Genomic DNA, 24,646 nt, shown 5'->3' with positions numbered 1-24,646 from the left:
CCTGGCCGTTCGTGTGTCAGGTGACCGTGCCGATCAGGCGATGGCGTCCTGGTAACGACGCTCGACTTCATTCCAGTCGACGACGTTGAAGAACGCGCCGATGTATTCCGGGCGACGGTTCTGGTACTTCAGGTAGTACGCGTGTTCCCACACGTCCAACGCCAGGATCGGCGTGTTGCCGTCCATCAGCGGGCTGTCCTGGTTGGCGCTGCTTTCCACCACGATCTTCTTGTCCGGGGTGACGCTCAGCCAGGCCCAGCCACTGCCGAAGCGGGTCAGGGCCGCCTTGGTGAAGGCTTCCTTGAACTTCTCGAGGCCGCCCAGCTGCGAATCGATGGCCTTGGCCACATCGCCGACCGGAGCGCCGCCGCCGTTGGGCGACATCACGGTCCAGAACAGGGTGTGGTTGGCGTGGCCGCCGCCGTTGTTGCGCACGACGCCCTGCAGGTTCTCCGGCAGCGACTTGGTCTTCTTGACCAGTTCTTCCACCGGCAGGTCGGCGAACTCGGTGCCTTCCAGCGCTGCGTTGACGTTGTTGATGTACGTCTGGTGATGCTTGGTGTGGTGGATTTCCATCGTCGCTGCGTCGATATGCGGCTCGAGCGCGTCGTAGGCGTAGGACAGCTTGGGGAGGGTATAGGCCATGTGGTTCTCCTGGTAGCTCACTCGCCCGGCAAAGACCGGGCGTTGCGGTGTCGATGATGGGGATGGCCGACAAGCTTACCAAGGGCCATGTAAAGGAAACTTCGTCCTGCGCGGTCGATAGCGTGTCGGGATCGTTACGCGACAGTGACGGCACACGCACGCGGCACGGCGTCCATCGCAGTGCAGCACGCCTGTTCGGCTGGGCCTCACCGTGCAGGTCGATGATCGCAGTAGAGTAGTCCCCTCGCCCATCGCCCTGGCCCCTCATGCGCAAGCCGCTGCTGTTGTTGATCGCCATCGTGCTGCTGGTCGGTGGCCTGGCCGCCATCAAGCTGGCACAGCGCCCGCCCGCGCCGCAGTTCGCCCCCTCGCTGACCCAGCCGGAGAGTGCGCCGGCCGCCGGTGCAGCGGGGTCATCGACAACGGCGTCATCGACAGCCGCGCCCAAGGCGGCACGCGATCCGCTGCCCCCGTTCCTGCCCGCCGAAGCGCGCGACACCATCGCGTTGATCCAGCGCGGCGGCCCGTTCCCGCACCGGCAGGACGGCAGCATTTTCAGCAACCGCGAACAACGCCTGCCGCAGCGACCGCGCGGCTACTACCACGAATACACGGTGGACACGCCCGGCGCCGGCAATCGCGGCGCGCGGCGCATCGTCACCGGCGGCACACCCCCTACCGGCTGGTTCTATACCGATGATCACTATGAAACGTTCCGCAGTTTCGACGTTCCACCTGCCGGGAGCTGGCAATGACGCATGACGGATTCGAGTTGGGCCTGCACGACATCAACAACGCCGGCATCTATGCGATCGGCAATGACGATGTCGCCCCTTTGTCGGCAGCGATGCGCGATGCCGGCCTGCGCGTGATCCAGATCGACCTGGCCGGCTGCCAGGACAAGCGCACGCTGCTGATGCGACTGGCCGCGCGCCTGGACTTCCCGACCGGCTTCGGCGGCAACTGGGATGCGCTGACCGACAACCTGCGTGACCTGGCGTGGCTGCCGGCCAACGGCTACGCGCTGTTCTTCAGTGATGCCGATGCCCTGCGCAGCGAGGCCGGGGCGGAGTTCGACACGCTGCTGGAGGTGCTCGACGAAGCCAGCCGCTACTGGAGCGACAGCAACGTGCCGTTCTGGGCCTTCGTCGCATTGCAGGATGCGGACGTGGAACTGGACGCGGACACCGCACCGTAACGCCCAGCATCCCGTAGAGCCACGCCATGCGTGGCTGCGAGGTGCCGTGACACCCGGCCGGAACACAGCGACGCATGGCGTCGCTCTACCCGCCGCCGAGGCCGCGCCTCAGCGGCTGCCGTTGTCTTCCTGCAGTTCTTTCTTGAACGGGATGTCCGGCGGCGGCCGCGCGATGGCGGGCTGGTCCTGCATGTTCGGATCATTCAGGCCGCAACCACCGCCGAACTGCAGGACGGAAATCACGCACGAGATCGACGAGCTCGTGCCCGGGATCGGGATCTCGACCGACTTGATGCCCTTGCGGACCCATTCGGCCAGCAGCGATTCGTTGGGTGCCCAGTACTTGTCGAACGAGGTCGGGGTGTAGTCGTACGGCGGGCGCTTGAGCCAGGTGCCGGACTGCGCGATGCGCTCCTTGCTCCAGCCGTCCTTGTCGCCACCGGGCGCGCCGCGCTCGGTATTGCCGGCACCAGCCTGGCCCGGGACGCGCACACTGCCATCGGCCTTGAACAGGCTGCCGCCGGTGCCCTGGGTCGCACTCACGGCCCGGCCATTGAGATCGGCATCCTGCGGATGGTTGGCCGCACCCCAGTCGTCCGCGCGGTTCGGCGTGGCCCAGCTGCCCGGCGCCGCTGCCGTCTGCCGGGCGGGCGCACGCGTCGCATTGGCCGCGCTGGTGCTGGACGCACTGGCGGCGGTACTGGAACGGGTCGCTGCCGGGGCCGTCGCGGTACTGCTTGCCGCGGTCGGCGAAGGAGATTCCGGGCGTGGCGCGGCATTGGGCACCGCGCGTTCGCGCACGGCGACCTCCGGCGATCGGCCCGGCACGCTGACCTCGCGCGCGGGCAGCGTCGCCATCGTCACCGCGGGTGCGGTGACCGGCCGGATCTCACGCTCGCGTACCTGCACCTCGCGTTGCGGGAGCGTGGCATCCACCCGCGGGCCCGGCACCGTAACGACCGGGGCGGGTGCTTCGACCACGGTGACCTGGCGCTCCTGCACGGTGAGGTCGGGTGTCCGCAGTTGCGGTTCGGCCGGGCGCAGCGTGGGTACGGTGCTGCGCGGCGTCGGTGCTTCCACGGTCACCACGGTGCGCTCGCGCACGGCGATATCCTGCGGGTCGCGTGGCACCACACGCACTTCGGTGCGCGGCACGCTGGTGGGCGGCACCACGAAATCCGTCGTGGCCTGGGCGACCTCGGTCGCCTGCACAGGCTGCTCCACCGCGGGCGTCGACGGCGCGGGAGGCGCCGGCTGCGGTTCACTGGGCGGTGCAGGCGCGGCGACGGGCTGCGGCGCCGAGGCAGACGGCTCACGCGCGTCGGCACCGGCCGAGGCCACCGCCTGGGCGCTGTCGGTCGCTGCGGCACGGGCGGCGTCCGCGGTCGCCGGTTCGGCGGCCGGCTGGCCGCCCTCCTCCTGTTGCGGGGTGCCGCGACCCACGAAGGCCACCTGCACACGCCCGCTCTCACCGCCCTGCTCCGGTTCGCTCGGCGGCCGGACCAAGGCGACCCACAGCAGCAACAGGGCGAACATCAGATGCAGCAATGCGCTGATCACCGCCGAGGTCCAGCGCATCCAGCGCTGGTCGCGCGGCGCCGGATCCCAGCCCTGCCAGAGCAGGCGACGCATCGCCTGGGCGAAACTCAGCGCCGGCAGGCGTCCGCCGTGTGGAACAGGCGCACGCTGGGCCAGCTCGGCCAGCACCTCGCTGGCGCGGAACGGCCGCGGCAGCGGCGACAACGCACGCAGCCACAGGCCCCACCCGTAAGGGAGGCCCGTGGTTTTTTCGAGAATGCGCTTATCCGGCTGGCGAGCCAGCAGCCAATCGAGGATGTCGTCAGCCCGGCGCAGTGGCACGCAGTGCGATCAGGCAGCCGTGCCGCGGGGAATGTACGGCGCGTCGCCACTGTCGTGGTCGGTCGCGTCGCGCACCGCGGTGATGCCGGGCACGCGGCCCATCAGCGTCTTTTCGATGCCCTGCTTGAGCGTGACGTCGGCCATGCCGCAGCCCTGGCAGCCGCCACCGAAGCGCAGCAGCACCACGCCTTCGGCCGAAACTTCCTGCACCGCGACCTTGCCGCCATGCGAGGCCAGCTGGGGATTGACTTCGTTCTCCACCACCCAGCGCACGCGTTCGACCAGCGAGGAACCTTCCGTCGGCGCCTCGCCCTTGATCTTGGGCGCCTTGATGGTCAGCTGCTGGCTGCCGGTCGCATTGGTGACGAAATCGATCTCGGCGCCATCGACCCAGGCCACGCTGGTGGCGGCCACGTAGAGGGTGAAGCCATCGCAGTCCACCGCCCACTCATCACCGAGCAGTTCGCTGGGATCGGCGAACTCCAGGCGGGCATCGGCGCGCGGGGTACCCGCATCGACGGCGGTCAGGCGCACACCCATGCCGGGCACGGCCTCACGCTCGATCAGTTTGCGGAAATAGGATTGGGCAGTGTCGGATATCTGGATCATCGGGCTATTCTAGCCAATCCCTTGTTATGCGCTCATTCGGTTTATACACCCGACCGCGCATTGTTCAGTCATCCAGATGTGGAGGAACCCATGGCCGACCTGATTCCGCTGGCCCAAGCCCATTGCGTGCCGCGCAAAGGCAGCGACCACAAGCTCGGCGCCGCCCGGGTCACCGAGCTGCTGGCCCAGGTCCCGGGCTGGGAGCTGGCCGAGGCCGGCCAGGCGCTGACCCGTACCTTCCGCTTCGACAACTACCACGGCACCATGGCCTTCGTGAACGCGCTCGCCTGGGTGGCCCATCGCGAAGACCACCACCCGGACCTGGGCGTGCATTACGACCGCGCCGTGGTGCGCTTCTCCACCCACGACGTGGGTGGCCTGAGCGAGAACGACTTCATCTGCGCGGCGAAAGCCTCGGCCCTGACGGAGTAAGCCCATGAAACTGCCGTACATCGCACTGTCCAGCCTTGCCCTGGTCGCTCTGGCGGGCTGCAACAAGACGCCCGCCGAACCGGCCGCCCCGGTCGCCGCCCCCACCGAGGTCGCGGCGGTCAAGACGCCACCACCGGAGTACCCGATCGAACTGGCCTGCCAAGGGATCGGCGGCACCAGCACCTTCAAGGTGACCATCGCGGCCGACGGCCAGCCCAGCCAGGTCCAGCTCGCCAGCGGCAGTGGCAACGCCCAGCTCGACGAGCAGGCACAGAAGGCCGTGCAGGCCTGGCAGTTCAAGGCCGCCACCCGCGCCGGCCAGGCGGTCTCGACCACGATCCAGGTGCCGGTCAGCTTCAATCCACCGCAGCCCAAGCCCGACCAGTGCTTCGCGGTCGAAGAACGGCTGCGTCGCGGCGGCTGATCGCCGCGTTGTGTTGAGGTCAGCCGCCGCAAGCCTCGTGCCCCCCGATCCGCGCCCCGGTGTTGCTGCCCGGGGCGCGTTGCACTTCTACAAGGACGCGTTGGCGGATGCCTGATATCTCCAGTGAAAACGTATGGATCGCCCTGGCGGTGACCCTGGCCGCCGGCCTGGCCACCGCGCTGGGCAGCCTGATGGTGCTGTTCTCACGCCGGCCCAACCCGCGCCTGCTGGCGTTCGGGCTGGCCTTTGCCGGCGGCGCGATGGTCTTCGTCTCGCTGACCGAGATCCTCAACAAGGCGATCGACTCGTTCACCCAGGCCTACGACGCCCGGCTGGGCTTCGCCTATGGCACCGCGGCCTTCCTGGTCGGCGTGCTGCTGATCGTGGTGATCGACCACCTGATCCCGAACCCGCACGAGAGCCTGGACAAGCAGGATCCGCTGTTCCGCGACAACAACAAGGCCTACATCAAACGGGTCGGCCTGCTGACCGCGGTGGCGATCACCGCGCACAATTTCCCGGAGGGCCTGGCAACGTTTTTCGCCACGCTGGAGAGCCCGTCGGTCGGCATGCCGCTGGCCTTCGCCATCGCCATCCACAACATCCCCGAGGGCATCGCGATCGCGGTGCCGGTGTACTTCGCCACGCAGAACAAGTTCTATGCGTTCGGGGCCAGCCTGCTGTCCGGCCTGGCCGAACCGATCGGCGCGGCCATCGGTTATGTCCTGTTGTCCGGGGTGCTCAACCACGCCACCTTCGGCTGGGTGTTCGGGATCATTTCGGGCGTGATGGTGTTCCTGGCCCTGGACGAACTCCTGCCCGCGGCCAAGCGCTACGCCAAGGGCCACGAGACCGTGTACGGACTCGTGGCCGGCATGGGCAGCCTGGCGATCAGCCTGGTGTTGTTCAAATGGTGAGACCGTAGGCCGCAACCCGATGACACCGGGCCCTGCCACCCGATAACGTCGGCGTCGGGCTCCACCACCCGGTAGTGCCGGCCGCTGGCCGGCTCTTCCCGATGTCGATCAAGACTGTGCAGAGCCGGCCAGCGGCCGGCACTGCCCTCCGTTCGGCACGGCCTTATCTGCCGGCGCTCACTTCAACCGGTTCAACACCTCGACCAGCTCCTCGGCGAGCGGTGCATTGATCAGATACGGCGTCTTGCCCGCGTCCAGCGCGAACTCCAGCGAGGCCGCGTGCAGGAACAGGCGCTTCAGCCCGATCTGCTCACGAAGCCGCTTGTTGACGTCCGGATCGCCGTACTTGTCGTCACCGGCCACCGGATGCCCCAGATGCTGGGCGTGGACGCGGATCTGGTGGGTGCGGCCGGTTTCGATCCGCACCTCGCAGTACGAATGCCCACCCTTGCGCTCCAGCACCTTGAAGTGGCTGATCGACTCCTTGCCGATCGGGTTGACCTGGACATGGCGCTCGCCGCCCTGGCGCAGGCCCACGTGCAGCGGGGCGTCCACGGTCATGGTGCCATCGGGCATGCGGCCCGCCAGCAGGGTCAGGTAGCGCTTGCGGATGCCGGCGCCATGGTCTTCGCGCAGCAGCGCCTGCAGCTCGCTCAGGGCCGAGCGCTTCTTGGCCACGATCAGCAGGCCCGAGGTATCCCGGTCCAGCCGATGGACCAGCTCCAGGGTCTTGCCCGGGCGCAGCGCGCGCAGGGTTTCGATCGCGCCGAAGCTGATGCCGCTGCCGCCGTGGCTGGCCACGCCCGACGGTTTGTTCAGCGCCAGCAGCCGATCGTCTTCGAACACGATGGCATCTTCCAGTCGTTTCATGAACGCGGCGGGCGGTCCGGCCTTGTCGCCCTCCTCGTTGAGACGGACGGGCGGAACCCGCACTTCGTCGCCGCCCTCGAGCTTGCGCTCGGCCTTGGCGCGGCCGCCGTTGACGCGGACCTGGCCACTGCGGACGAGCTTGTAGATCAGGCTGCGCGGTGCACCCTTGAGCTGGCCGAGCAGGAAGTTGTCCAGGCGTTGCCCGGCGCGGTCGGCCGGGACAGTGATGATACGTACGCTGGTCATGGCTTCAGCGGCTTTGGGGGTGGGCTCGGTAACGGTCATTGGCCTTTTATTCTGTTACACTCGGCGGGCGAGATAAGGGATTGATTTCGTTGGAAGTTGCTCTGGGCCAGAAGCCCGACTTCCCTCGATTCCGGCACAGTGCGCAGCCACCGCCCCCGGGGCGGCCATGTTAGCGGCTCACCGGCGGTCCCGGCCATCGCCGGATGTCTGACACGCATTCGCGCTGAACATGTCCCTGTGGCGCTCCAGCCTGGCTGAAAGCTGCCTCCGGCCCAGTAACACCCAAACCAAAACAAATGAAGCGCTCCCGCGGCCTGCCGTGGTGTTGTAGCGCTGGAAACCCAAACTGCCCTCCCCGCGCATGCGCGATGGGCGGTGAAGCGTGACCAGAAGCGAAACCCCATGGCGTTCCGCGCGGTAGCAGCGCGCGAGGAACGCAAGAATGAAGCGAATGCTGATCAATGCCACGCAGGCTGAAGAGCTGCGGGTAGCCATCGTGGATGGCCAGACGCTGTACGACATCGACATCGAACAGCCGTCCAAGGAACAGAAGAAGTCGAACATCTACAAGGGCCGCATCACGCGCCTTGAGCCTTCGCTGGAGGCCGCTTTCGTCGAATACGGCGGCGAGCGCCATGGCTTCCTGCCGCTGAAGGAAATCTCCCGCGATTACTTCCAGGCCGGCGTTGACCACAACAAGGCCGGCATCCGCGAGCTGCTGCGTGAGGGCCAGGAAGTCGTGGTCCAGGTGGACAAGGAAGAGCGCGGCAACAAGGGCGCTGCCCTGACCACGTTCATCTCGCTGGCCGGCCGCTACATGGTCCTGATGCCGAATTCGCCGAGCGCCGGTGGCGTCTCGCGTCGCATCGAGGGCGAAGACCGCGCCGCGCTGAAAGAAGCGCTGGACAAGCTGAACATCCCCGACGACATGGGCGTGATCATCCGCACCGCCGGCGTCGGCCGCGATGCCGAAGAGCTGCAGTGGGATCTGGATTACCTGCTGCAGGTCTGGAAGTCGATCGCCGAAGCGGCGCTGACCAAGCCGGCCTCGTTCCTGATCTACCAGGAATCGCGCCTGATCGTGCGCGCCCTGCGTGACTACCTGCGCGCCGATGTCGGCGAGATCCTGGTGGACACCGAAGAGCTGTACGAGACCGCCCAGGAGTTCATGCAGCAGGTGATGCCGCAGACCCTGCGCAAGCTCAAGCATTACAAGGACGACATCCCGCTGTTCAACCGCTTCCAGATCGAATCGCAGATCGAAGGCGCGTATGAACGCAATGTCCGCCTGCCGTCCGGCGGCTCGATCGTGGTCGACCAGACCGAAGCGCTGACCGCCATCGACGTCAACTCCTCGCGCGCCACCAAGGGCAGCGACATCGAGGACACCGCCTTCCAGACCAACCTGGAAGCGGCCGACGAAGTGGCCCGCCAGCTGCGCCTGCGCGACCTGGGCGGCCTGGTGGTCATCGATTTCATCGACATGGCCTCCAACAAGCACCAGCGCGAAGTCGAGAACCGCCTGCAGAACGCGCTCAAGTACGACCGTGCGCGCGTGCAGCTGGGCCGCATCTCGCGCTTCGGCCTGATGGAAATGAGCCGCCAGCGCCTGCGTCCGAGCCTGGGCGAATCCAGCCAGATCGTCTGCCCGCGTTGCGACGGCCATGGCCGCATGCGCAGCGTCGAGTCGCTGTCGCTGTCCATCATCCGCGTGGCTGAAGAGCATGCGATGAAGGAGAACACCGGGCAGGTGCTGGTCCAGGCCCCGGTCGAGATCGCCAACTACCTGCTCAACGAAAAGCGCAGCGCGCTGCGTGAGATCGAACAGCGCCATGACGCGCCGATCGTGATCGTCGCCGACGAGCAGCTGCACACCCCGCATTACGAAGTGACCCGCCTGCGCGAGAACGAGCTGGGCGAAGAAAGCGGCAAGCCGAGCTACCAGCGCGGCACCCCGCGCAAGCTGCCGGTGCACGCGCTGACCAAGGCCCAGCTGAACATCCCGGTCGCCCCCGTGGTGACCCAGGTCAAGCACAGCCAGCCGGCCCCGGTGCGTGAAGCCCCGGAACCGGAGGCCGCACCGGCCCCGGTCGCCGCCCCCGTTGCCGCACCGGCTGCAACCGGCGTGGTGGGTTGGCTGAAGCGCATCTTCGGTGGCGAACCGGCCCCGGCCGCCGCACCGCAGCCGAGCAACCGCCCGGGCCAGGACGGCAACCGCAACGGTCGCAACAAGGATCGCAACGGCAAGGACCGCAATGGCCGTCGTGATGAGCGTGGCGAACGGAGTGGCAACGGCAATGCGCAGGCGCAGGGCCGTGGCAAGGACCGTGGTGAGCGTGGCGAACGCGGCCCGAAGGGCGAGCGTCGCGACGAGCGCCGTCAGGACACCGCCGCCGCACCGGCCAATGGCAACGCCGCGCAGGTGCAGGCACCCGGCCAGGGCAAGCCGCGCAACGAGCAGCAGCCGGCCAAGCCGCGCAATGAACCGCGCAATGACCAGCAGCAGCCGAAGCTGAAGCAGAAGCAGGGCCAGAACGGCCAGGCCAAGCCGCAGCAGAACGAAGGTGAAAAGTCGGCCGTGAGCGAAAAGCCCGCGCGCCAGCCGCAGGCCGATGCACCGAAGCCGACCAGCACTGCACCGGTCGCTGCCGACGCCGCCGTGATCGCTGCGGCTGCCGTGGTGGCCACCGATGCCGCCGCGCCGGCCGCCCACGTCCAGGAAACGGCCAAGGCCGCCCCGGCCGAGGATGCACAGCTGAGCGACACCGACGCCATCGAACAGGGTGACGCGCCGGCCAATGCCGAAGACGGTACGGGTGAAGGCGCCTCGCGCCGTCGTCGTGGTCGTCGCGGTGGCCGTCGCCGTCGTCGTGGCAATGGCGAGCAGGCTGCCGGCAGCGATGGCCTGAACGGTGACGACAACGGTCTGGATGACGATGGCGACGACCAGGACGGCGATCAGGACGGCGGCACCGCTGCCCCGGCCGAGCGTCAGGTGGCCAACAACGGTCAGCCGCAGCCCGAGTTCGAGTTCGACGACGAATCCGGCAACGCGCCGGCCGCTGCCCCCGCACCGGTCCAGGCCCCGCGCCCGGCCCCCGTGGCGGCCGTCGCTGCCGCGGCGCCGGTCGCCGTGGTCAGCAGCCCGGTCGTGACCGCCGGTCACACCGAGCCGACCCCGGCCCCGGTGGCTGCACCGGTTGTCGAGAAGGTTCCGACCCCGGTCGTTGAAAAGGCATCCGCCCCGGCAGTCGAGCCGATCACCGAGAAGGCGCCGGCCTCGTACAACGACCCGGTGCCGTTCGTGGAAAGCCCGCGGCCGACCCCGGTTGCTGCTCAGCCGGCCGCGCCGGTGGAAGCTGCGCGTCCGGTTGAGCCGGTGGCTGCTCCGGTGGTTTCGGCCCCGGTGGCTGCTCCGGCTCCGGTAGCTGCTCCGGCGGCTCCGGCCCCGGCAGCTGCTCCCGCGGCGCCGGCTCCGGTCGCTGCTCCGGTGGCTCCGGCTCCGGTGGCTGCTCCGGCGGCTCCGGCTCCGGTCGCTGCTCCGGTGGCTCCGGCTCCGGTCGCTGCTCCGGTGGCTCCGGCTCCGGTCGCTGCTCCGGCGGCTCCGGCGCCGGTGGCTGCTCCGGCGGCTCCGGTCGTTGAGACCGCTGCGCAGGAAGTGAAGGAGCCGACCGCCGCGCCGGTGCAGACCAGCATGCTGGATGCCGTCGACGCGACCCAGGCCCCGGCACAGTCGGCAGCCCCGCAGGCCCGTACCGAATCGGCCTCGTCCGGCCCGGTTGTGCACAACGGTCAGCTGTTCGGTTCGGCCGCCAGCGAAACCCCGGCCGCCACCAACGCTGCCGAACAGGCTGCGCAGGCCGAAGCCCGCGAGGACATCCCGACCGATGCCCCGCAGGCCGACGAAGGCGACAAGGCTGACCAGGAAAAGCAGGAAAAGAACGACACGCCCTGATCCTGGGTGAGTGACGCACCAAACAGACAGCGGCCTTCGGGCCGCTGTCTGCGTTTGGGGTATTGGATGGCGCAGCAAGCGGCGTGCGTCAGGCGGTCATGATGGCGGCACTGAGAGCATCCACGCATGGCGTGGATCTACCCATGCCATCGGACGCAGCAAGGATAGACCCACGCCATGCGTGGATACTGCACGGGATACATAAAGGGTAGATCCACGCCATGCGTGGATGCGGCCATCGCGCGCTACGCCGTCACCGACGACGCAGCGCATGCTTCAGGGCGCCGTCGCCCCGGCGTTTCCGGTGCCCGGCGCAAACTGCAGCCGGGTCCACACACCGTAGTGATCCGAGGCCCAGCGGCCATCGGCATACGGCTGGTCGAACAGGATCTTCGCCTCGCGGGCGAGCAACCGGTCCTGCTGGAAGAAAATGTGGTCGATGCGCGAGGGTGCTTCGTAGTAGTGCCGGTTGAGCGTACTGACCTGGGCCAGTTCGTTGTTGACGTGCACGCTGCCGTAGCTGTCGCCGTAATGATTACGCAGCTCGCTCAGGTCACCGGCATCCACCAGCGCATTGAAGTCACCGGCCACCACCACCGGCGCGTCGCCCGCGGTCTGCGCGATGAACGCCAGCAGATCCGCGACCTGCTCGCCGCGGATGCGGCTGCCGGCTTCGTCCGAGCGCTCGTTCAAGTGCGTGGCGTAGACATTGACCGGGCGGCCGTCCACATCGATGCGCAGATGCGCCACGGTTCGGTAGTCGTTGATCGGTGCCAGCAGGTGGTCGTTGCGCGACAACACCGGGCGACGGGTCAGCAAGGCATTGCCGTAGCGTTTGAAACGCCCCGGCGGATCGGTGGAGACGAACTGGTAGTCGTAGCCGAGCTTGCGCGCCAGCCATGCGGCCTGGTTGCGCACGTGGGGCTTCTGGATCACTTCCTGCAACGCGATTGCGTCGGGCCGGAGCGCCTGCAGTTCGCGCAGGATGACCTGGCGGCGGGCCGGCCAGTCTTCGCGGTCGTGGTGCAGGTTGAAGGTGACCATGGTCATCTCCTGCCCTGCCCCGGTGGCCTGCGCCCACGCAGGCAGTGGCGCCAACGCCAACGCCAGCGCGGCGGCCAGCAGGCCGCCCATCATCTTCGTCATCTGCCGCATTACGGTGCCTTGCGCTCTGCCCGGCGTACCGACGCCGGAATCTCGATCTCGACCTTGGCCGGCACCTGCATCACGCGCAGTTCGCCACCCACCCATTCCGCCGGCTCACCATTGATGGTGGTGGCGCCCGGCTCGCCGCTGTACGGCCACGGCAGCACCACGCCGCCGGCCGGTGGAATCAGCCCGGCCGACACGGTCAGGGTGAGCTGCTTGTCGTTGCGGACCAGCGCGTAGTTGAGCTGCCCGTTCGGGGTGCGCAGGCCTTGTACACCGACCCCCTTGCCTTCCAGCCAGCGCGACGGCACGCCGGCAGCCAGCACCAGGCTGTCGTCGATGTCGCGGTTGTAGGCGAACATGTCCAAGGCCGAGCGCACGAAGTCCGAGGCGACCCACGCGTGCGGCAGGTCGCCCAGGAAGAACGGTTTGCGCGGCGTGCGCGAGACCACTTCGGCCCACTGGTTCCAGGGCTGCGGCGCGCGGTCCTTGAAGAAGAACTCGGTCGCCTGCCAGGCGCGGTCACGCCAGCCCAGGCGTACGAAGGCGGCCACGTTGCGCCACTCGTAGGGGGTGTAGTCCTTCCACTCGCGCTTGCCATCCCGACGCGCTTCGAACTCTTTCCAATACCGCTCGAAGGTGTTGTTCAAGTACGGCTGTGGCAGGCGACCCTGCTCACCGGCCGGCGCCAGCGCGATGGTGGTCGAGGTTGCATCGAAATCGCCGAGCTCGGCCGAGCCCGGCAGATAGTCGATCCTGTGCTGTGCGGTCGCGGCCAGCAGCGAGGCCTGCAGGTCGTCACGGAACTGGTCGCGCGATTCGCTGATCTGCATTGCTTCCGCCTTGCCCAGCGTGCTCGCGATGATCGCCGCATCCTTGTAGCCCCGCAGCGCCCAGAAGTTGTCCCAGTACGAATGCATCGGCTTGGCCGAATAGCCTTCGTGGCTGATCGAGACCGGCATCATTCCGTAGAAGGCCGGGTTGCGGGCGCGGTTCTCCTCGGTGCGCTCGCTCAGGCGCAGCTGCTCCATGTACTGGTAGGCGCCCTGCACATGCGGCCACATCACCTCCAGGAAGGTGGTGTCGCCGGTGTAGCGCCAGTACTCGGCGATGTTGAAGATCAATTCGCCGTGGCTGTCGTTCTCCGGCACCGGGTCGCTGCCGCGCGAATCCACGCAGCACGGCACCTTGCCGTTGTCGAACTGATACGGCGCATACCAGTTCACGTACTGGCGCACCGCATCGCTGCGGCCCATACGCAGCAGGCCTTCGGAAATCATCGCGCCATCGCGGATCCAGCTGCGCGAATACGAGCGCGTGCCCGGCTGCAGGCTGGGGCCGATGCGCGAGATCAGCATGTGCGCCAGCGAAGTGCGCAGCGTGTCGGCCAGCGGCTTGCCGGCGGCGGGAACCTGCAGCGTCACCTGGTCCAGCTTGGTCCGCCACATCGAAGCGACCTGCTGCTGCGCCTTGGCCGCGTCGAAGGCCGAGGGCATGGTCCAGCTGCCGGTCTGCGGCAGCACGATCGCCACCTCGCGGCTCTGGCCGGGCTCCAGCTTCCAGCGGTAGAGCAGCGCGCCCGAGGCCAGGCCGGTGCCATCCTGGACTTCGGTGGTGCCCGGCAGCTTGCCGCTGGCCAGGTGGACCACGTCGAGCTTGCTGTCGAACGCGGTCGCAAACGCCGCATCGGGTGCCTGCGCCGGGTACAGACGCGGCTTGCCGTTGACATCCACGTGGGTCGGGTCGAAGGACAGGTTGTCGATCCGGCTGACGCCGCCGACGGTGTTGAGGAACTGGGTCGGCGGATTCACCTGCCAGGGGCGCACGGCCAGGGCCAGCGTGTACTCGTGGGCGACCTTGTCCGGGTTGCGCAGGGTGTAGCGCCCGACCAGCTGCGCGTTGTCCGGCGTGCCCTGCACGAAGCCGGTTACCTGCAGGCCGGCCTTGTCGTGGGTCCAGCCGACGTTGGCGATCGGCAGGTAATCGTCCTGCAGCGACTGGCGGGTGGTGACGTCGGCCCAGCTCAGCAGTTTGTTGTCGACCAGCACGAACGGCTCGACGCTGAAGCTGGATTTGGCCACCTCCAGCGCGCCGTCTTCGCCGATCAAGGCCTGCTCGCGGCCGCCGTCCAGGCCGAGCAGCGTCCAGTACGGCTGTTCACCGGTGAAACCACGCGGCACCGAGCCGCGCGGCAGGTCGGCGCCGACCGAGCGGACGAAATCATTCGGAGTCGCTGCGAACTCGAGCGGTTTCACCGTGATGTCGCGGATGCCGTAGCGCCAGCTCGGGCCACCTTTCAGGTCGAAGCGCAGGTAGCGCGCTTCGGTATCGGGCAGGGCCAGCCAGTCACGGCCACCGCCGCCGGCGGTCACCTCGCGCACCGTGTTCCAGGCGCGACCGTCGGCCGAGGAACGCACCACGTAGCGCGTGGCCTCCAGCCCGGGCAGCCATTCGATCACCGCCCCACCGAACTCGCGCACCTTGTGCAGGTCCAGGCTGATCGTCTGTTCGGCCACGCCGCCGCTGATCCACACCGTGTCCGGCTTGCCATCGACGATGCGGTTCTGCAGCGCGGTGGCGGTATCGGCGATCACCGACGGGCTCAGCGAGGAGGTATCGGCCGGCGGCAGTCCCTGCAGCGTGAGCCGGTCGAAACAGACCGTGCCCTTGCCGCCCACCTTGCTGTAGATCGTGAACTCCATCGCAGCGCTGCGCTTGAGCGTCTTGTCCGTCTCCGGGCCCCAGGCCTTGTCGATCTGGCGCTTGCGGTACTGCACCGGCGTCCACGCCTTGGGGAACGCGTAGCCGGGCCGGTTGACCCACCACACGTTGTCGCCACTGGCGTCGATCAGTTTGAACTGCAGATCGTTGGCGGGGGAATCACCGCGCAGCTGGAAGCCGAACTGGTAGTTCTCCGGGTACTGGATGCCCAGCTCGCGTCGGATGCCGACGTAGCCGGAGACGTTGTGGAAGTCGTAGTCCAGGCAGAGCGCGCGGCCGCCGCCACTGCCGGCGACGCTGCGCAGCGAACCGCTGACCTGGTCGGAGACGACCAGCTTCCACGGACTCATGTCGTCGAAGCTGTCCAGCACCTTGGGTGCCGGCAACACCGGCGTCGCCGGCGGTGCGGCCGAGGCCGCCAGTGACCAGACCAGACCCAGACCCACCGCGACGACGGCATGCTTCACCCTTTGACACTCCCCAGCAACAGACCTTGGATGTAATAACGCTGCAATGCCAGGAACAGCAGCAGCACCGGAACCACCGTGACCACCGCGCCGGCCATCATCATCTCGACGTCCATGATGTGCTCGCGCGAGAGCGTGGCCAGGGCCACCGGGAGAGTGTAGTGCTCCTGATCGGTCAACACGATCAACGGCCACATGAAATCGTTCCAGGCGGCCATGAAGGTGAAGATCGACAGGGTCACCAGCACCGGCTTGAGCATCGGCAGCACGATCTGGAAGAAGATCCGCAGCTCCCCTGCCCCGTCGATGCGGGCCGCTTCGAGCAGCTCGTCCGGGATCGAACGCGCGTACTGGCGGACCAGGAAGATGCCGAACACCGTCGCCAGCGCCGGCACGATCACGCCACCGAAGTTGTTGACCAGGCCCAGCTGCTTCATCAGCAGGAACAGCGGCAGCATCGCCACCTGCGCCGGGATCACCAGCGCGGCCAGCAGCAGCTGGAAGATGCGCTCGCGGCCGGCGAAGCGCAGCTTGGCGAAGGCATAGCCGGCCATGGTGTTGAGCAGCAGCGAGCCGAACGTGATCGCCAGCGAGACCATCAGGCTGTTGACGAAGTTGTTGGCCATGCCGGTACGCGCGAACAACTCATGGTAGTTCGCGGTGGTCAGCGAGGACGGCAGCAGCGGCGGCGGGAAATGCGCCGCTTCGCCGGTCGGCATGAACGACACCGACAGCATCCACAGCAAGGGCGCCAGGCTCAGGACCGCGAGCACCAGCAGGCCGCCATTGACCCACCAGGCATGCCAGCGCGATTGACCGATTTCACGACTCATACCAACTGCCTCTTGCGGCCGAAACGCAGCATGATGCTGGTCACGCCCAGGATGATCAGGAACAGCAGGAACGCCACCGCGGAGGCGCGACCCAGGTTCCACCACTTGAAGCCTTCTTCAAACATGAAGTACAGCACGCTGACGGTGCTCTGCAGTGGGTCGCCACGCGTCATCACGTAAGGCTCGGCGAACAGCTGGAAGTAGCCGGACACGGTGATCACGCCGACCACCAGCAGCACCGGGCCGAGCATCGGCAGGGTGATGTGCAGGAACTGCTTCCAGCGCGAGGCGCCGTCGATGCGGGCGGCCTCGTACAGGTCATGCGGGATCGCCTGCAGGCCGGCCAGGAAGATCACCATGTTGTAGCCGAAGTTCTTCCACACTGCGAACAGCATGATGGTCGGCATCGCCCAGTTCGGGTCGCCGAGCCAGTCGATCGGGCTGATGCCCAGATGGCCCAGGCCATAGTTCACCAGGCCGTAGCTGGTGTGGAACAGGTAACGCCAGATCACCGCCACCGCCACCAGGGTGGTCACCACCGGGGCGAACAGCGCGGTGCGGAACAGCGCCTTGAAGCGTGCGGCCGGGGCGTTGAGCAGGATCGCCGCGCCCAGCGACACCGCGATCGACAGCGGCACGCCGACGATCACGAAGTACGTCGTGTTCCACAGCGACTTCCAGAACATCGGGGTCTGCAGCAGGTCGATGTAGTTGCCCAGGCCGACGAAGCGCAGGTTGTCCCCATCGGCCAATGCATACAGGTCGAAATCGGTGATGCTCAGGGCCAGCGCCGAGAACACCGGCAGGCCGAAGAACACCGCGATGACCAGGATGGCCGGACCGGCGAACATCCAGCCGGCAAGCGAACGCTGCTTCATGGTGCCGCCTCCGTGGCCACTGCACTGGAGTGCTGCTTGTCGCTCACCCCGGAGGATTTCTGGCGGTGCTGCTCATGCATCCAGCGGCGTTTGGCGAGGACCTTGTCCACGCGTGCGTCCAGCTCTTTCACTGCTTGATCCTGGTCAAGGCCACCACGCACCACCTGTTCGGTGGTGATCCGCATTTCCTGGGCGATCCGCTCCCACTCCAGCACCTTCGGGGTCGGCTTGACCCGCTCGAGCTGGTCGCGGAACGGCTGCGCCAGTGGATCGTTGGCCAGCGAGGGATACTCCCAGGTGCTGCGCCGCGGCGGCAGATCGCCGATGATCGAATGGAAGCGCTCCTGGATCGCCGGGCGCGACAGAAACTCGATCAGCTTCCACGAGGCTTCCTTCTGCTTCGAATCGCGGAAGATCACCAGGCTGGTCCCGCCGGCGATGCCCGCACCCGGGCCATCCGGACCCGGCAGCGCGGCCGTGCCCCACTGCCCTTCCAGTTCCTTGGGCTGCAGCTTCTTGAATTCGCGGATGTTCCAGGGGCCGGATACGTAGAACACGTTGAAGCCCCGGAAGAACTCGTCCCAGACGTTGGAGATCTGCGTCTCGGACATGCGCGGGGCCCAGCCCTGCGCGAACATGTTCTCGTAGAAGCCCAGCGTCCTGCGGAAGCCGGGGCTGCTGAAGTTGCCGCGGGTGTCCTCATCGCGCAGCAGCGGGTCGGGCTGCTGCAGGGCGAAGGAGAGCTGCTGCTCGAACTCGTTGATCGGCATCAGCACCGCGTAGCGGTTCGGACCCTGCATTTTCTTGATCGCCGCCATCATGTCGTTCCACTCGGCCCAACTGCGCGGCGGGTGGTCGTAGCCGGCCTTGGCCAGCAGGTCCTTGCGGTAATACAGCAGGCGCGTATCCACGTACCACGGCACGCCGACCAGCTCGCCATGGATCACGTTGGTATCCCAGATACCCTGGAAGTAATCGGCCGGGTCCACCACCTTCGACTGCGCCACGTAGGGCTGCAGCGGCGTCAGGGTGTTGAGTTCAGCGAACTCGGGAATCCAGGTATTGCCCAGTTGGCACACGTCCGGCAGCCCTTCGGCGGCGAACGCGGTCAGCAGCTTTTCATGCGCGGCCGTCCACGGGATGTTCTGCACATCGACATGGATGCCGGGGTTTTCAGCCTCGAACTCACGAACCAGACCGGTGACGACTTCGGCCTCGCGGCCCATCGCCCAGAAACGCACAGTCACTCCTTCCGGTTCCTTCCGGCAGGCACTCAACAACAGGCTGCCGACGATCAGCAGCAACAGACTCAACCCCAGCTTCGGGCGCGACGACGATGGCACTGCTTACTTCCCCTGCTGCTGGTTGCGGTTCGAATTGGAATTGTTCTTCTGTTCCTGGGCTGCTGCCGCGCGCGATTCGGCGATGCCGACCGAGCGCGCCGAGGCCGCCTTTTCATCTTTCTGCAGTTCCATCGGCTGATCCTCGCCTTCCGGGGTCAGCCAGCCACCGCTGAAGCCGGCGCGCTCCAGGCCCTTGCGGATGTGCGGATTCTTTTTCATCACATCCCAGACGAAATCATTCCGGTAATTGGCGATCATGGTCAGGATCGGGCCCTGGTCGATGCCGATGTAATCACTGGCCACCCAGCCGCGATCCGGGACCAGGCGACCGGTCTTGATCGGGATGTCGTAGTTGAAGCTGGGATTGAACGAATCCAGGAAGCCGTAACTGGAATAGATGTAGTCGCCGTAGCGCTTGTGCATCTCCACCGCCGCCGGGATCACCTCTTCCGGGGCGAACACGATCGAGGAGATCGCCGCGGTCGGCGCGATGGTGCCGTCATCGAAGTTCTCGCGCAGGCCGGCGCCGCGCGAAGAGTAATGGCGGAACTGGCGCTGCTCGCCGCGGTATTCCTGGGTGGTGTTCTGCGGGCCATCGCTGGCGGTGAGGCCCCACACGTTCTGGCCGTAATCCTTCCAGTTCATCGGGTTGGCGATCGCGTATTCGCGCTGCGCCAGGGCGGCCGAGCGGCTGTTGAGGAAGTAGGTGCTGCCCCTCTCGCGCATGTAGGCATCCTGGATGTCGCGGAAGTCGACCCACACATGCGTGTACTGGTGGCCGAACAGCGGACCGAAGGACAGGTATTCCTGGCCCTGGTAGACGCCCCAGTCGTTGTCATAGGTACGCGTCCACACCGTCCAGGCGTCCGGGCTGACCGGATGGGTCGGCGAGCCGAGCGCGAGGATGTAGACCATCATCGCCTCGTTGTAGCCCATCCAGTCGTGATCGATGAAGCCGCTCTCGGGGAACCAGCCCATCGAGATCAGCGGCGCACGCTGCTGCAGCCACGGCCAGTCCACGCGCTTGTACAGGGTGTCGGCGATCTCGCGGATCTCTTTTTCGCGCGCGTCGTCACCGTCGTAATAGGACTGCGCGAACAGCACGCCCATCATCAGCAGCGCGGTATCCACGCTGGAGAGTTCCACCCAGCTGTCGTAGCGGCGGCCTTCCTGCATGTCCAGGAAGTGGTAGTAGAAGCCTTTGTAGCCGCCCTTGCCGGTGCGCTGCGGGCCCATCGGCAGGTCGCGGAAGAACTTCAGCGTCAGCAGGGTGCGGTCGATCGCCTGGTTGCGGCTGACCCAGCCGTTCTCGATGCCGATCGGATAGGCGGTGAGCGCGTAACCCACCGAAGCGATGCTGGCGAACGGACGCGACGGGTAACGGTCCGGGCTGAGCCCGTTGACCTCGTTGGTGGTATCCCAGAAGAACTGGAAGGTGCGGCGCTCGATATCGTCGAACAGCGGCGGCAGCTCCGGCTTCATCGGCCGCGGCGGCACATCCGCCTCGACCAGGATCACGGGCGGCTTCGGCTTGGCCGGCTCCTGCTGGGCCTGCGGCTGACAGGCAGCGGCGGCGAGACTGATCGTCGCAGCGGTCAACAGGTGGCGTGCCTGCATGGGCCAACTCCTTGTGCGGTGTTCGTGACTGGAGAGCATAACGTCCAATGACCTGAAATCGTTTACAGAACGCCGCTTTAAAAAACCACGCATGCGTGGTCGAAAGCGGCGGGTCATTGCCCAGGCCGCTGCCACCCTCCGTGGCACCGGCCTGGACAATGGACTGGCCCGAGGGCCAGCCATTGCCATGAAACCGGCCCCGTCCGAGGACGGGGCCGTTGCTGCATCAGAAACGGAAGCCGACTTCGGCCTTGACCTGACGCGGCGTACCGATGATGTCGCCGGTCTCGTTGTAGCTGGCCTGCAGCTTGCCGTTGGTCTTCACGTAGTTGTAGGTCGAGAAGTTGTCGAAGTTGAACACGTTGATGATGTCGATGCGCGCGTACAGCTCGGTCTCGCCCGGCATCTTGAACGTCTTCGTCGCCTGCAGATCGACCGAACGGTAGCCGAAGATCTTGCCACCCACCAGGAACTTGCCATTGGCGTTGGGCACAGCTGCCTGCGGGGTCGGCAGGTTGTAGCCACTGGCCTGCGGCACGCCGTACCAGTCGTTCACCGCCGTCGGGGTGGCCAAGGTGAGCTTGCCACCGAAGGTGATGCCCCAGAAGCCCGCGTACGAACCGGTGACCACCAGGCGGTGGCGCGGCGCGCCGTTGGAGCGGATGGTCGGATAATCTTCGATCAGGCCGCGGTCGAACGCGTACTTCTCGTTGATGTCACGGTTGTGGCGCGCGGTGGTCCAGGTGTAGGCCACCGAGGTGCCCCAGCCGCTTTCCTGGGTGAACGGCTTCTGCGCCGACAGCAGGACCTGGGTCGCACGGGTCTTGATGCCCTGCTGGCCGATGATCAGGCTGCCGAAGCCCGGCACGTTGCAGCTCCAGGCCTGACCCAGGCCCGGCTCGGTGCCGCCGCACAGGCGCGGGTCATCGAAGAACTGGCCGGTCGGGTAACGGTTGCCCAGGGTGAAGGCGAAGCCGTCGTAGCTCAGGGTGCGGGAGATGGTCGCATCGGTCAGCCAGTCACCGACCTGGTTGCTCATGCCGAAGCTGAACTGATCCGAGTACGGCACCTTGAGGTTGTTGTTCAGCAGGTCGACTTCCAGGCCGGCATTGCTGGTCGAACCGACCAGGGCCTGCAGGTTGCCGATGCCGTTCAGCAGGTTCGGGTTCCAGTCATAGCAGGCGGCCTGGCCGTCGATGCAGGTGCCGGTGCCCGGGTTGCGGAAGTAGATGGTCGGCTGCGGCAGGGCCAGCTTGGTGGTTTCCAGCTGCAGGTTGTCGAACAGATCGCGGTCATACGAACGACCGGCGCCACCGTGGAACACGTGCTGCTCGTCGGCGTTGATGTCATACGAGAAGCCCAGGCGCGGCTGCCAGGCATCCTTGAACGCCTTGCGGTTGTGGCCGTTGCTGATGTAGTCGCCGATGTTCAGGCCACCCAGCGCCAGCGAATCGGCGTAGGTCTGGCCAGCGGCCGCACGCGGATCCTGCGAGTAGATCGCGTCGACCACCTGCTGCGGGGTCACGAAGTCCAGGTAGGACGGGGTCTTCTCGTAATCCCAACGCAGGCCGAGGTTCAGCTGCAGATGGTCGTTGACCTGCCAGTCGTCCTGGATGAACAGGCCGATCTGCTTGGACTTCGAACGCACTTCGCCGGACACGCCCGACACGCCGGTCACCGGCTTGACGAACTGCGCCTTGTACGGAATGGAATCCGGGAAATCCGCATCGCCCAGGCTGTAGGTGAAGGTCGGATTGATCTGCGCGGCATCGGATGCGTACAGGTCGATCTGCTTGTACTTGGCACCCATCTTGATCGTGTGGTCACCCTGCCACTCGATGCCGTCTAGGGTCAGGTTGTCTTCGATCGACCAGCCCTTCTGGCCCTTCACCTGCGAATCCAGCGCCGATGCGCCACCGATCTTCACCACGGTGCGGTCTTCGGTGCCGTCCGGCGCGGTGTAGGTGATGCCGTTGGCCAGGGTCAGCGGGGTCGGGTTGTTGAACGAATCTTCGTGGGTGACCATCAGCTCGTTGTAGTAACGCTCGCCGCTGTGGTTCCAGCGCAGGGCGTAACGACGGTCGGTGTTGACCACTTCACGGCCGGCTTCCGGCGCGGTCTGGCCACTGAACTGCGACTGGGTTTCATCGCGGTCCTGGAAGGTCAGCTCGATGCGATCGTTGTCGGTCGGCTCGAAGTCGATCTTGCCGAAGATCAGATCCTGCTGGAACGGCTGGCTGGCCGGGCCGAGGCCTGCGGCGCCGTCGGCCGGCAGCAGGCCGGCAGCACTGGTCACCGCGCCGTCCGGCGCGATGGTGACCGGCAGGTCGAAGCGCTTGGCTTCATAGGTCACGAAGAAGTGCGCCTTGTCCTGGATGATCGGGCCACCCAGTGCGAAGCCGTATTCCTTCTCGGCCGAGACCATCTTGTCCTTGCCGCCCTGGCGCTCGGCCGGGGTCTTGGCGCGCATGTCTTCGTTGGTGTAACGGTAGAAGGTTTCACCCTTGAACTCGTTGGTACCGGACTTGGTCGCCGCGGTCACGGCCGCGCTCGACACCTGGCCGTACTCGGCCTTGTAGTTGCCGCTGATGACCTTGTATTCGCCGATCGCCAGCTGCGGGAAGGGATTGCCGGCGCTGCCGGACTGGCCGGCGACGCCGCCGCCCTTGACGTAGCTCTTCTGGCCCACGCCGTCGATGTAGACGTTGGTGCCATCGGAGTTGGTGGCACCGCCACGCAGGGAGGTATTGCCCTTGGCATCACGGGTGAAGATCAGGCCCGGCACCGCGTCGGCGAATTCCAGGAAGTTGCGCGACACCTGCGGGGTGGTCTGGATCTGCTGCAGGCTGACGGTCTTGCCCACTTCGGAGGTACGCACTTCCTGCAGCAGGGTCGGCGCGATGACGTTGACCGTGTCCAGGTTGGTGGCGTTGGCGGTGCTGCCGTTGGCCGGCGCGCCACTGAAGTTCAGGGTCGCGGTCGAGGCCACGGTGACCGTCACCTTCTGCGTCTGGCCGTTGGCCACGACGTTGTAGGTGCCCGGGTCCAGGCCCATCAGCGAGTAGCTGCCATCGGCACGGGTGGTGGCGCGGCGCACGCTGCCGCTGGCCACGTTGGTCGCGGTGACTTCGGTGCCGGCGGCAGCCTCGGCGACCTGGCCGCGCAGCGACGAGGTGGCCGACTGCGCCATCACGGTCGGGGCGGCGCCCAGCATCAGGCAGGTGACCAGCGCGCTGGACAACAGACTGCGCGCGGGCGCGCGGTTGCGGTGATTGGAATACGTCATGTAACTCTCCGGGTGGTGGTGGCCGTCTTTGCGGCCCCTGTCATTGTTTTTTTACAGCGTGGTTTGCATGCGTCACGACCAACGGTCGTGACCTACAGCTCGCTTCTGGGCTTGCTTGAATCACGCACGATCAGGGTCGGCACGAGCGTCTGCTTGTCGCCGGCCCCTTCTGTGTTGTTGCCATCCATCAACTGCAACAGGCGCGTCGCGGCCTTATCGCCGAGGTCGGCGATACTCACCTGCATCGTCGTCAACGACGGGTGAACGAAACGTGCCAGCGGAATGTCATCGAAACCCGCCAAGGCGACATCGGTCGGCACACGGACACCTGCCTGCGCGAACGCATACAGACACCCCAGCGCCATCATGTCGTTGGCGGCGAACACCGCATCGGGCAGCGTGCCGGCTGCCAGCAACTCCTGTCCGGCGCGATGGCCGGAAGCTTCGTCAAAGTCACCGGGCAACTCGATACCTTGGGCAGCATCGCCGAAGGCCGCCAGCGCATCGCGGAAACCGCGCAGGCGCTCACGGGCGTCGTAGTTGAGGTCCGGACCGGAAATGAAGGCGATGCGTCGATGCCCGACATCCAGCAGGTGGCGGGTCATCGTCATCGCACCGGCATGGTCATCGATGCTCAGCACCGGATGATCCTGCTCGGGCAGATAGGTGTTGATCAGCACCGTGGGCAGCGCCTGCGGGAGGTTGTCGGTGAGGAAGCCCGGGCTCTCGGCATACGGCGAGAGCACCAGCAACCCATCGACACGACCGCGCATGGCACGCAGGGCCGCGCCCTGCTGCTCCTGGTCACCGTGGTAACTGGACACGAGCAGATGCTGGCGACGCTCGCGGGCCACCCCATCGATGCCGCGCATCAGTTCGGAGAAGAATTCGCCATAGAGATCGGGCAACACCACGCCAATGGTGTTGGTCCGTCGGCTGCTCAGGCTCCGGGCCGCTGCGTGCGGGGTGTAGCGCAGTCGCGCCGCTACCTCCAGCACCAGCTTGCGCACGGGCTCGGCAACATTTTCATGGCCATTGAGTGCGCGCGAGACCGTGGCAACAGAGACACGGGCCTCACGGGCGACATCTTTGATAGTGATCGCTGCCTTGTTCACTTCGCCGCCCTCCACGGCTTAGAGATCTGGGCTTGGCGCGGAATGTAAGCGTTTTCAAACCCGGATGTAAACACTACGTTA

The 24,646-nt window shown here is 66.6% G+C and carries 18 protein-coding genes; 6 read left to right on the top strand and 12 right to left on the bottom strand.

The genetic code is table 11. The features are described 5' to 3' along the window. Positions 1-33: 33 nt before the first annotated feature. Entirely contained in the window at positions 34-645 is a 612-nt protein-coding gene (locus ABE473_RS14415; RefSeq protein WP_346489949.1) for a superoxide dismutase, read from the bottom strand. A gap of 266 nt (positions 646-911) precedes the next feature. Between ABE473_RS14415 and ABE473_RS14410 the strand changes: the two genes are divergently transcribed. Further along, positions 912-1,400 carry a ribonuclease domain-containing protein gene (locus ABE473_RS14410; protein ID WP_346489948.1) on the top strand — a complete coding sequence of 163 codons (489 nt, stop codon included), beginning with the start codon at positions 912-914 and terminating at the stop codon, positions 1,398-1,400. After that, the gene (locus tag ABE473_RS14405) at positions 1,397-1,843 is read left to right on the top strand and encodes a barstar family protein (RefSeq protein ID WP_346489947.1); all 447 of its coding nucleotides are present in this window, start codon (positions 1,397-1,399) and stop codon (positions 1,841-1,843) included. Before ABE473_RS14410 ends, ABE473_RS14405 begins: the two co-directional genes overlap by 4 nt. A gap of 108 nt (positions 1,844-1,951) precedes the next feature. Here the strand turns inward: ABE473_RS14405 and ABE473_RS14400 are convergent, their stop codons facing one another. Both ABE473_RS14400 and ABE473_RS14395 read right to left on the bottom strand, forming a co-directional pair. After that, the gene (locus ABE473_RS14400; protein ID WP_346489946.1) at positions 1,952-3,703 is read right to left on the bottom strand and encodes a hypothetical protein; all 1,752 of its coding nucleotides are present in this window, start codon (positions 3,701-3,703) and stop codon (positions 1,952-1,954) included. Between the two features lie 9 nt (positions 3,704-3,712). Next, a complete protein-coding gene (locus tag ABE473_RS14395; protein ID WP_176989455.1) occupies positions 3,713-4,312 on the bottom strand; it encodes an NfuA family Fe-S biogenesis protein in 600 nt (199 codons plus the stop codon). Positions 4,313-4,402: 90 nt separating this feature from the next. Between ABE473_RS14395 and ABE473_RS14390 the strand changes: the two genes are divergently transcribed. The 3 genes from ABE473_RS14390 (at position 4,403) to zupT (ending at position 6,085) form a co-directional block, all read left to right on the top strand. After that, on the top strand, positions 4,403-4,744 hold the full coding sequence (locus ABE473_RS14390; RefSeq protein WP_176989454.1) for a 4a-hydroxytetrahydrobiopterin dehydratase: 342 nt from the start codon (positions 4,403-4,405) through the stop codon (positions 4,742-4,744). Between the two features lie 4 nt (positions 4,745-4,748). Beyond that, positions 4,749-5,168 (top strand): energy transducer TonB, encoded by a 420-nt coding sequence (locus ABE473_RS14385; protein WP_346489945.1) that lies wholly within the window; start codon positions 4,749-4,751, stop codon positions 5,166-5,168. A gap of 107 nt (positions 5,169-5,275) precedes the next feature. Continuing rightward, complete coding sequence (gene zupT / locus ABE473_RS14380) at positions 5,276-6,085, top strand: zinc transporter ZupT (RefSeq protein WP_176989452.1); 810 nt, start codon at positions 5,276-5,278, stop codon at positions 6,083-6,085. Between the two features lie 177 nt (positions 6,086-6,262). Here the strand turns inward: zupT and ABE473_RS14375 are convergent, their stop codons facing one another. Continuing rightward, entirely contained in the window at positions 6,263-7,201 is a 939-nt protein-coding gene (locus ABE473_RS14375) for an RluA family pseudouridine synthase (protein WP_019182886.1), read from the bottom strand. 442 nt (positions 7,202-7,643) lie between these two features. Between ABE473_RS14375 and ABE473_RS14370 the strand changes: the two genes are divergently transcribed. Next, positions 7,644-11,156 carry an Rne/Rng family ribonuclease gene (locus tag ABE473_RS14370; RefSeq protein ID WP_346489944.1) on the top strand — a complete coding sequence of 1,171 codons (3,513 nt, stop codon included), beginning with the start codon at positions 7,644-7,646 and terminating at the stop codon, positions 11,154-11,156. Positions 11,157-11,432: 276 nt separating this feature from the next. Here ABE473_RS14370 and ABE473_RS14365 read toward each other — a convergent pair whose 3' ends face one another. The 8 genes from ABE473_RS14365 to ABE473_RS14330 form a co-directional block, all read right to left on the bottom strand. Next, positions 11,433-12,302 carry an endonuclease/exonuclease/phosphatase family protein gene (locus ABE473_RS14365; protein ID WP_346489960.1) on the bottom strand — a complete coding sequence of 290 codons (870 nt, stop codon included), beginning with the start codon at positions 12,300-12,302 and terminating at the stop codon, positions 11,433-11,435. Positions 12,303-12,310: 8 nt separating this feature from the next. After that, on the bottom strand, positions 12,311-15,493 hold the full coding sequence (locus ABE473_RS14360) for a discoidin domain-containing protein (protein ID WP_346489943.1): 3,183 nt from the start codon (positions 15,491-15,493) through the stop codon (positions 12,311-12,313). Then, positions 15,490-16,326 carry a carbohydrate ABC transporter permease gene (locus tag ABE473_RS14355; RefSeq protein WP_176989448.1) on the bottom strand — a complete coding sequence of 279 codons (837 nt, stop codon included), beginning with the start codon at positions 16,324-16,326 and terminating at the stop codon, positions 15,490-15,492. Before ABE473_RS14355 ends, ABE473_RS14360 begins: the two co-directional genes overlap by 4 nt. After that, complete coding sequence (locus ABE473_RS14350) at positions 16,323-17,204, bottom strand: sugar ABC transporter permease (protein WP_123730758.1); 882 nt, start codon at positions 17,202-17,204, stop codon at positions 16,323-16,325. Before ABE473_RS14350 ends, ABE473_RS14355 begins: the two co-directional genes overlap by 4 nt. Beyond that, positions 17,201-18,517: a sugar ABC transporter substrate-binding protein gene (locus ABE473_RS14345; protein WP_346489942.1), complete on the bottom strand. Its 1,317-nt coding sequence runs from the start codon at positions 18,515-18,517 to the stop codon at positions 17,201-17,203. The genes ABE473_RS14350 and ABE473_RS14345 overlap by 4 nt, the downstream gene beginning before the upstream one ends. Positions 18,518-18,550: 33 nt before the next feature. Further along, on the bottom strand, positions 18,551-20,164 hold the full coding sequence (locus ABE473_RS14340; RefSeq protein ID WP_346489941.1) for a glucoamylase family protein: 1,614 nt from the start codon (positions 20,162-20,164) through the stop codon (positions 18,551-18,553). Positions 20,165-20,390: 226 nt separating this feature from the next. Then, entirely contained in the window at positions 20,391-23,450 is a 3,060-nt protein-coding gene (locus ABE473_RS14335; RefSeq protein WP_346489940.1) for a TonB-dependent receptor, read from the bottom strand. Between the two features lie 92 nt (positions 23,451-23,542). After that, positions 23,543-24,580: a LacI family DNA-binding transcriptional regulator gene (locus tag ABE473_RS14330; protein ID WP_346489939.1), complete on the bottom strand. Its 1,038-nt coding sequence runs from the start codon at positions 24,578-24,580 to the stop codon at positions 23,543-23,545. Positions 24,581-24,646: the final 66 nt, after the last annotated feature.

The organism is Stenotrophomonas sp. TWI700, assembly GCF_039673645.1.
In the GTDB taxonomy this organism is placed as follows: Bacteria; Pseudomonadota; Gammaproteobacteria; order Xanthomonadales; family Xanthomonadaceae; genus Stenotrophomonas; species Stenotrophomonas maltophilia_AA.
Note: the sequence above shows the minus strand (reverse complement) of the source record. Positions and strands in the feature narration are given on the sequence as shown.

What these genes read in the sequence shown, in the direction of transcription:
- ABE473_RS14415 (WP_346489949.1), bottom strand. Translation starts at nt 645, where the DNA reads ATGGCCTATACCCTCCCCAAGCTGTCCTACGCCTACGACGCGCTCGAG.
- ABE473_RS14410 (WP_346489948.1), top strand. Translation starts at nt 912, where the DNA reads ATGCGCAAGCCGCTGCTGTTGTTGATCGCCATCGTGCTGCTGGTCGGT.
- ABE473_RS14405 (WP_346489947.1), top strand. Translation starts at nt 1,397, where the DNA reads ATGACGCATGACGGATTCGAGTTGGGCCTGCACGACATCAACAACGCC.
- ABE473_RS14395 (WP_176989455.1), bottom strand. Translation starts at nt 4,312, where the DNA reads ATGATCCAGATATCCGACACTGCCCAATCCTATTTCCGCAAACTGATC.
- ABE473_RS14390 (WP_176989454.1), top strand. Translation starts at nt 4,403, where the DNA reads ATGGCCGACCTGATTCCGCTGGCCCAAGCCCATTGCGTGCCGCGCAAA.
- ABE473_RS14385 (WP_346489945.1), top strand. Translation starts at nt 4,749, where the DNA reads ATGAAACTGCCGTACATCGCACTGTCCAGCCTTGCCCTGGTCGCTCTG.
- zupT (WP_176989452.1), top strand. Translation starts at nt 5,276, where the DNA reads ATGCCTGATATCTCCAGTGAAAACGTATGGATCGCCCTGGCGGTGACC.
- ABE473_RS14375 (WP_019182886.1), bottom strand. Translation starts at nt 7,201, where the DNA reads ATGACCAGCGTACGTATCATCACTGTCCCGGCCGACCGCGCCGGGCAA.
- ABE473_RS14370 (WP_346489944.1), top strand. Translation starts at nt 7,644, where the DNA reads ATGAAGCGAATGCTGATCAATGCCACGCAGGCTGAAGAGCTGCGGGTA.
- ABE473_RS14365 (WP_346489960.1), bottom strand. Translation starts at nt 12,302, where the DNA reads ATGACGAAGATGATGGGCGGCCTGCTGGCCGCCGCGCTGGCGTTGGCG.
- ABE473_RS14355 (WP_176989448.1), bottom strand. Translation starts at nt 16,326, where the DNA reads ATGAGTCGTGAAATCGGTCAATCGCGCTGGCATGCCTGGTGGGTCAAT.
- ABE473_RS14350 (WP_123730758.1), bottom strand. Translation starts at nt 17,204, where the DNA reads ATGAAGCAGCGTTCGCTTGCCGGCTGGATGTTCGCCGGTCCGGCCATC.
- ABE473_RS14340 (WP_346489941.1), bottom strand. Translation starts at nt 20,164, where the DNA reads ATGCAGGCACGCCACCTGTTGACCGCTGCGACGATCAGTCTCGCCGCC.
- ABE473_RS14335 (WP_346489940.1), bottom strand. Translation starts at nt 23,450, where the DNA reads ATGACGTATTCCAATCACCGCAACCGCGCGCCCGCGCGCAGTCTGTTG.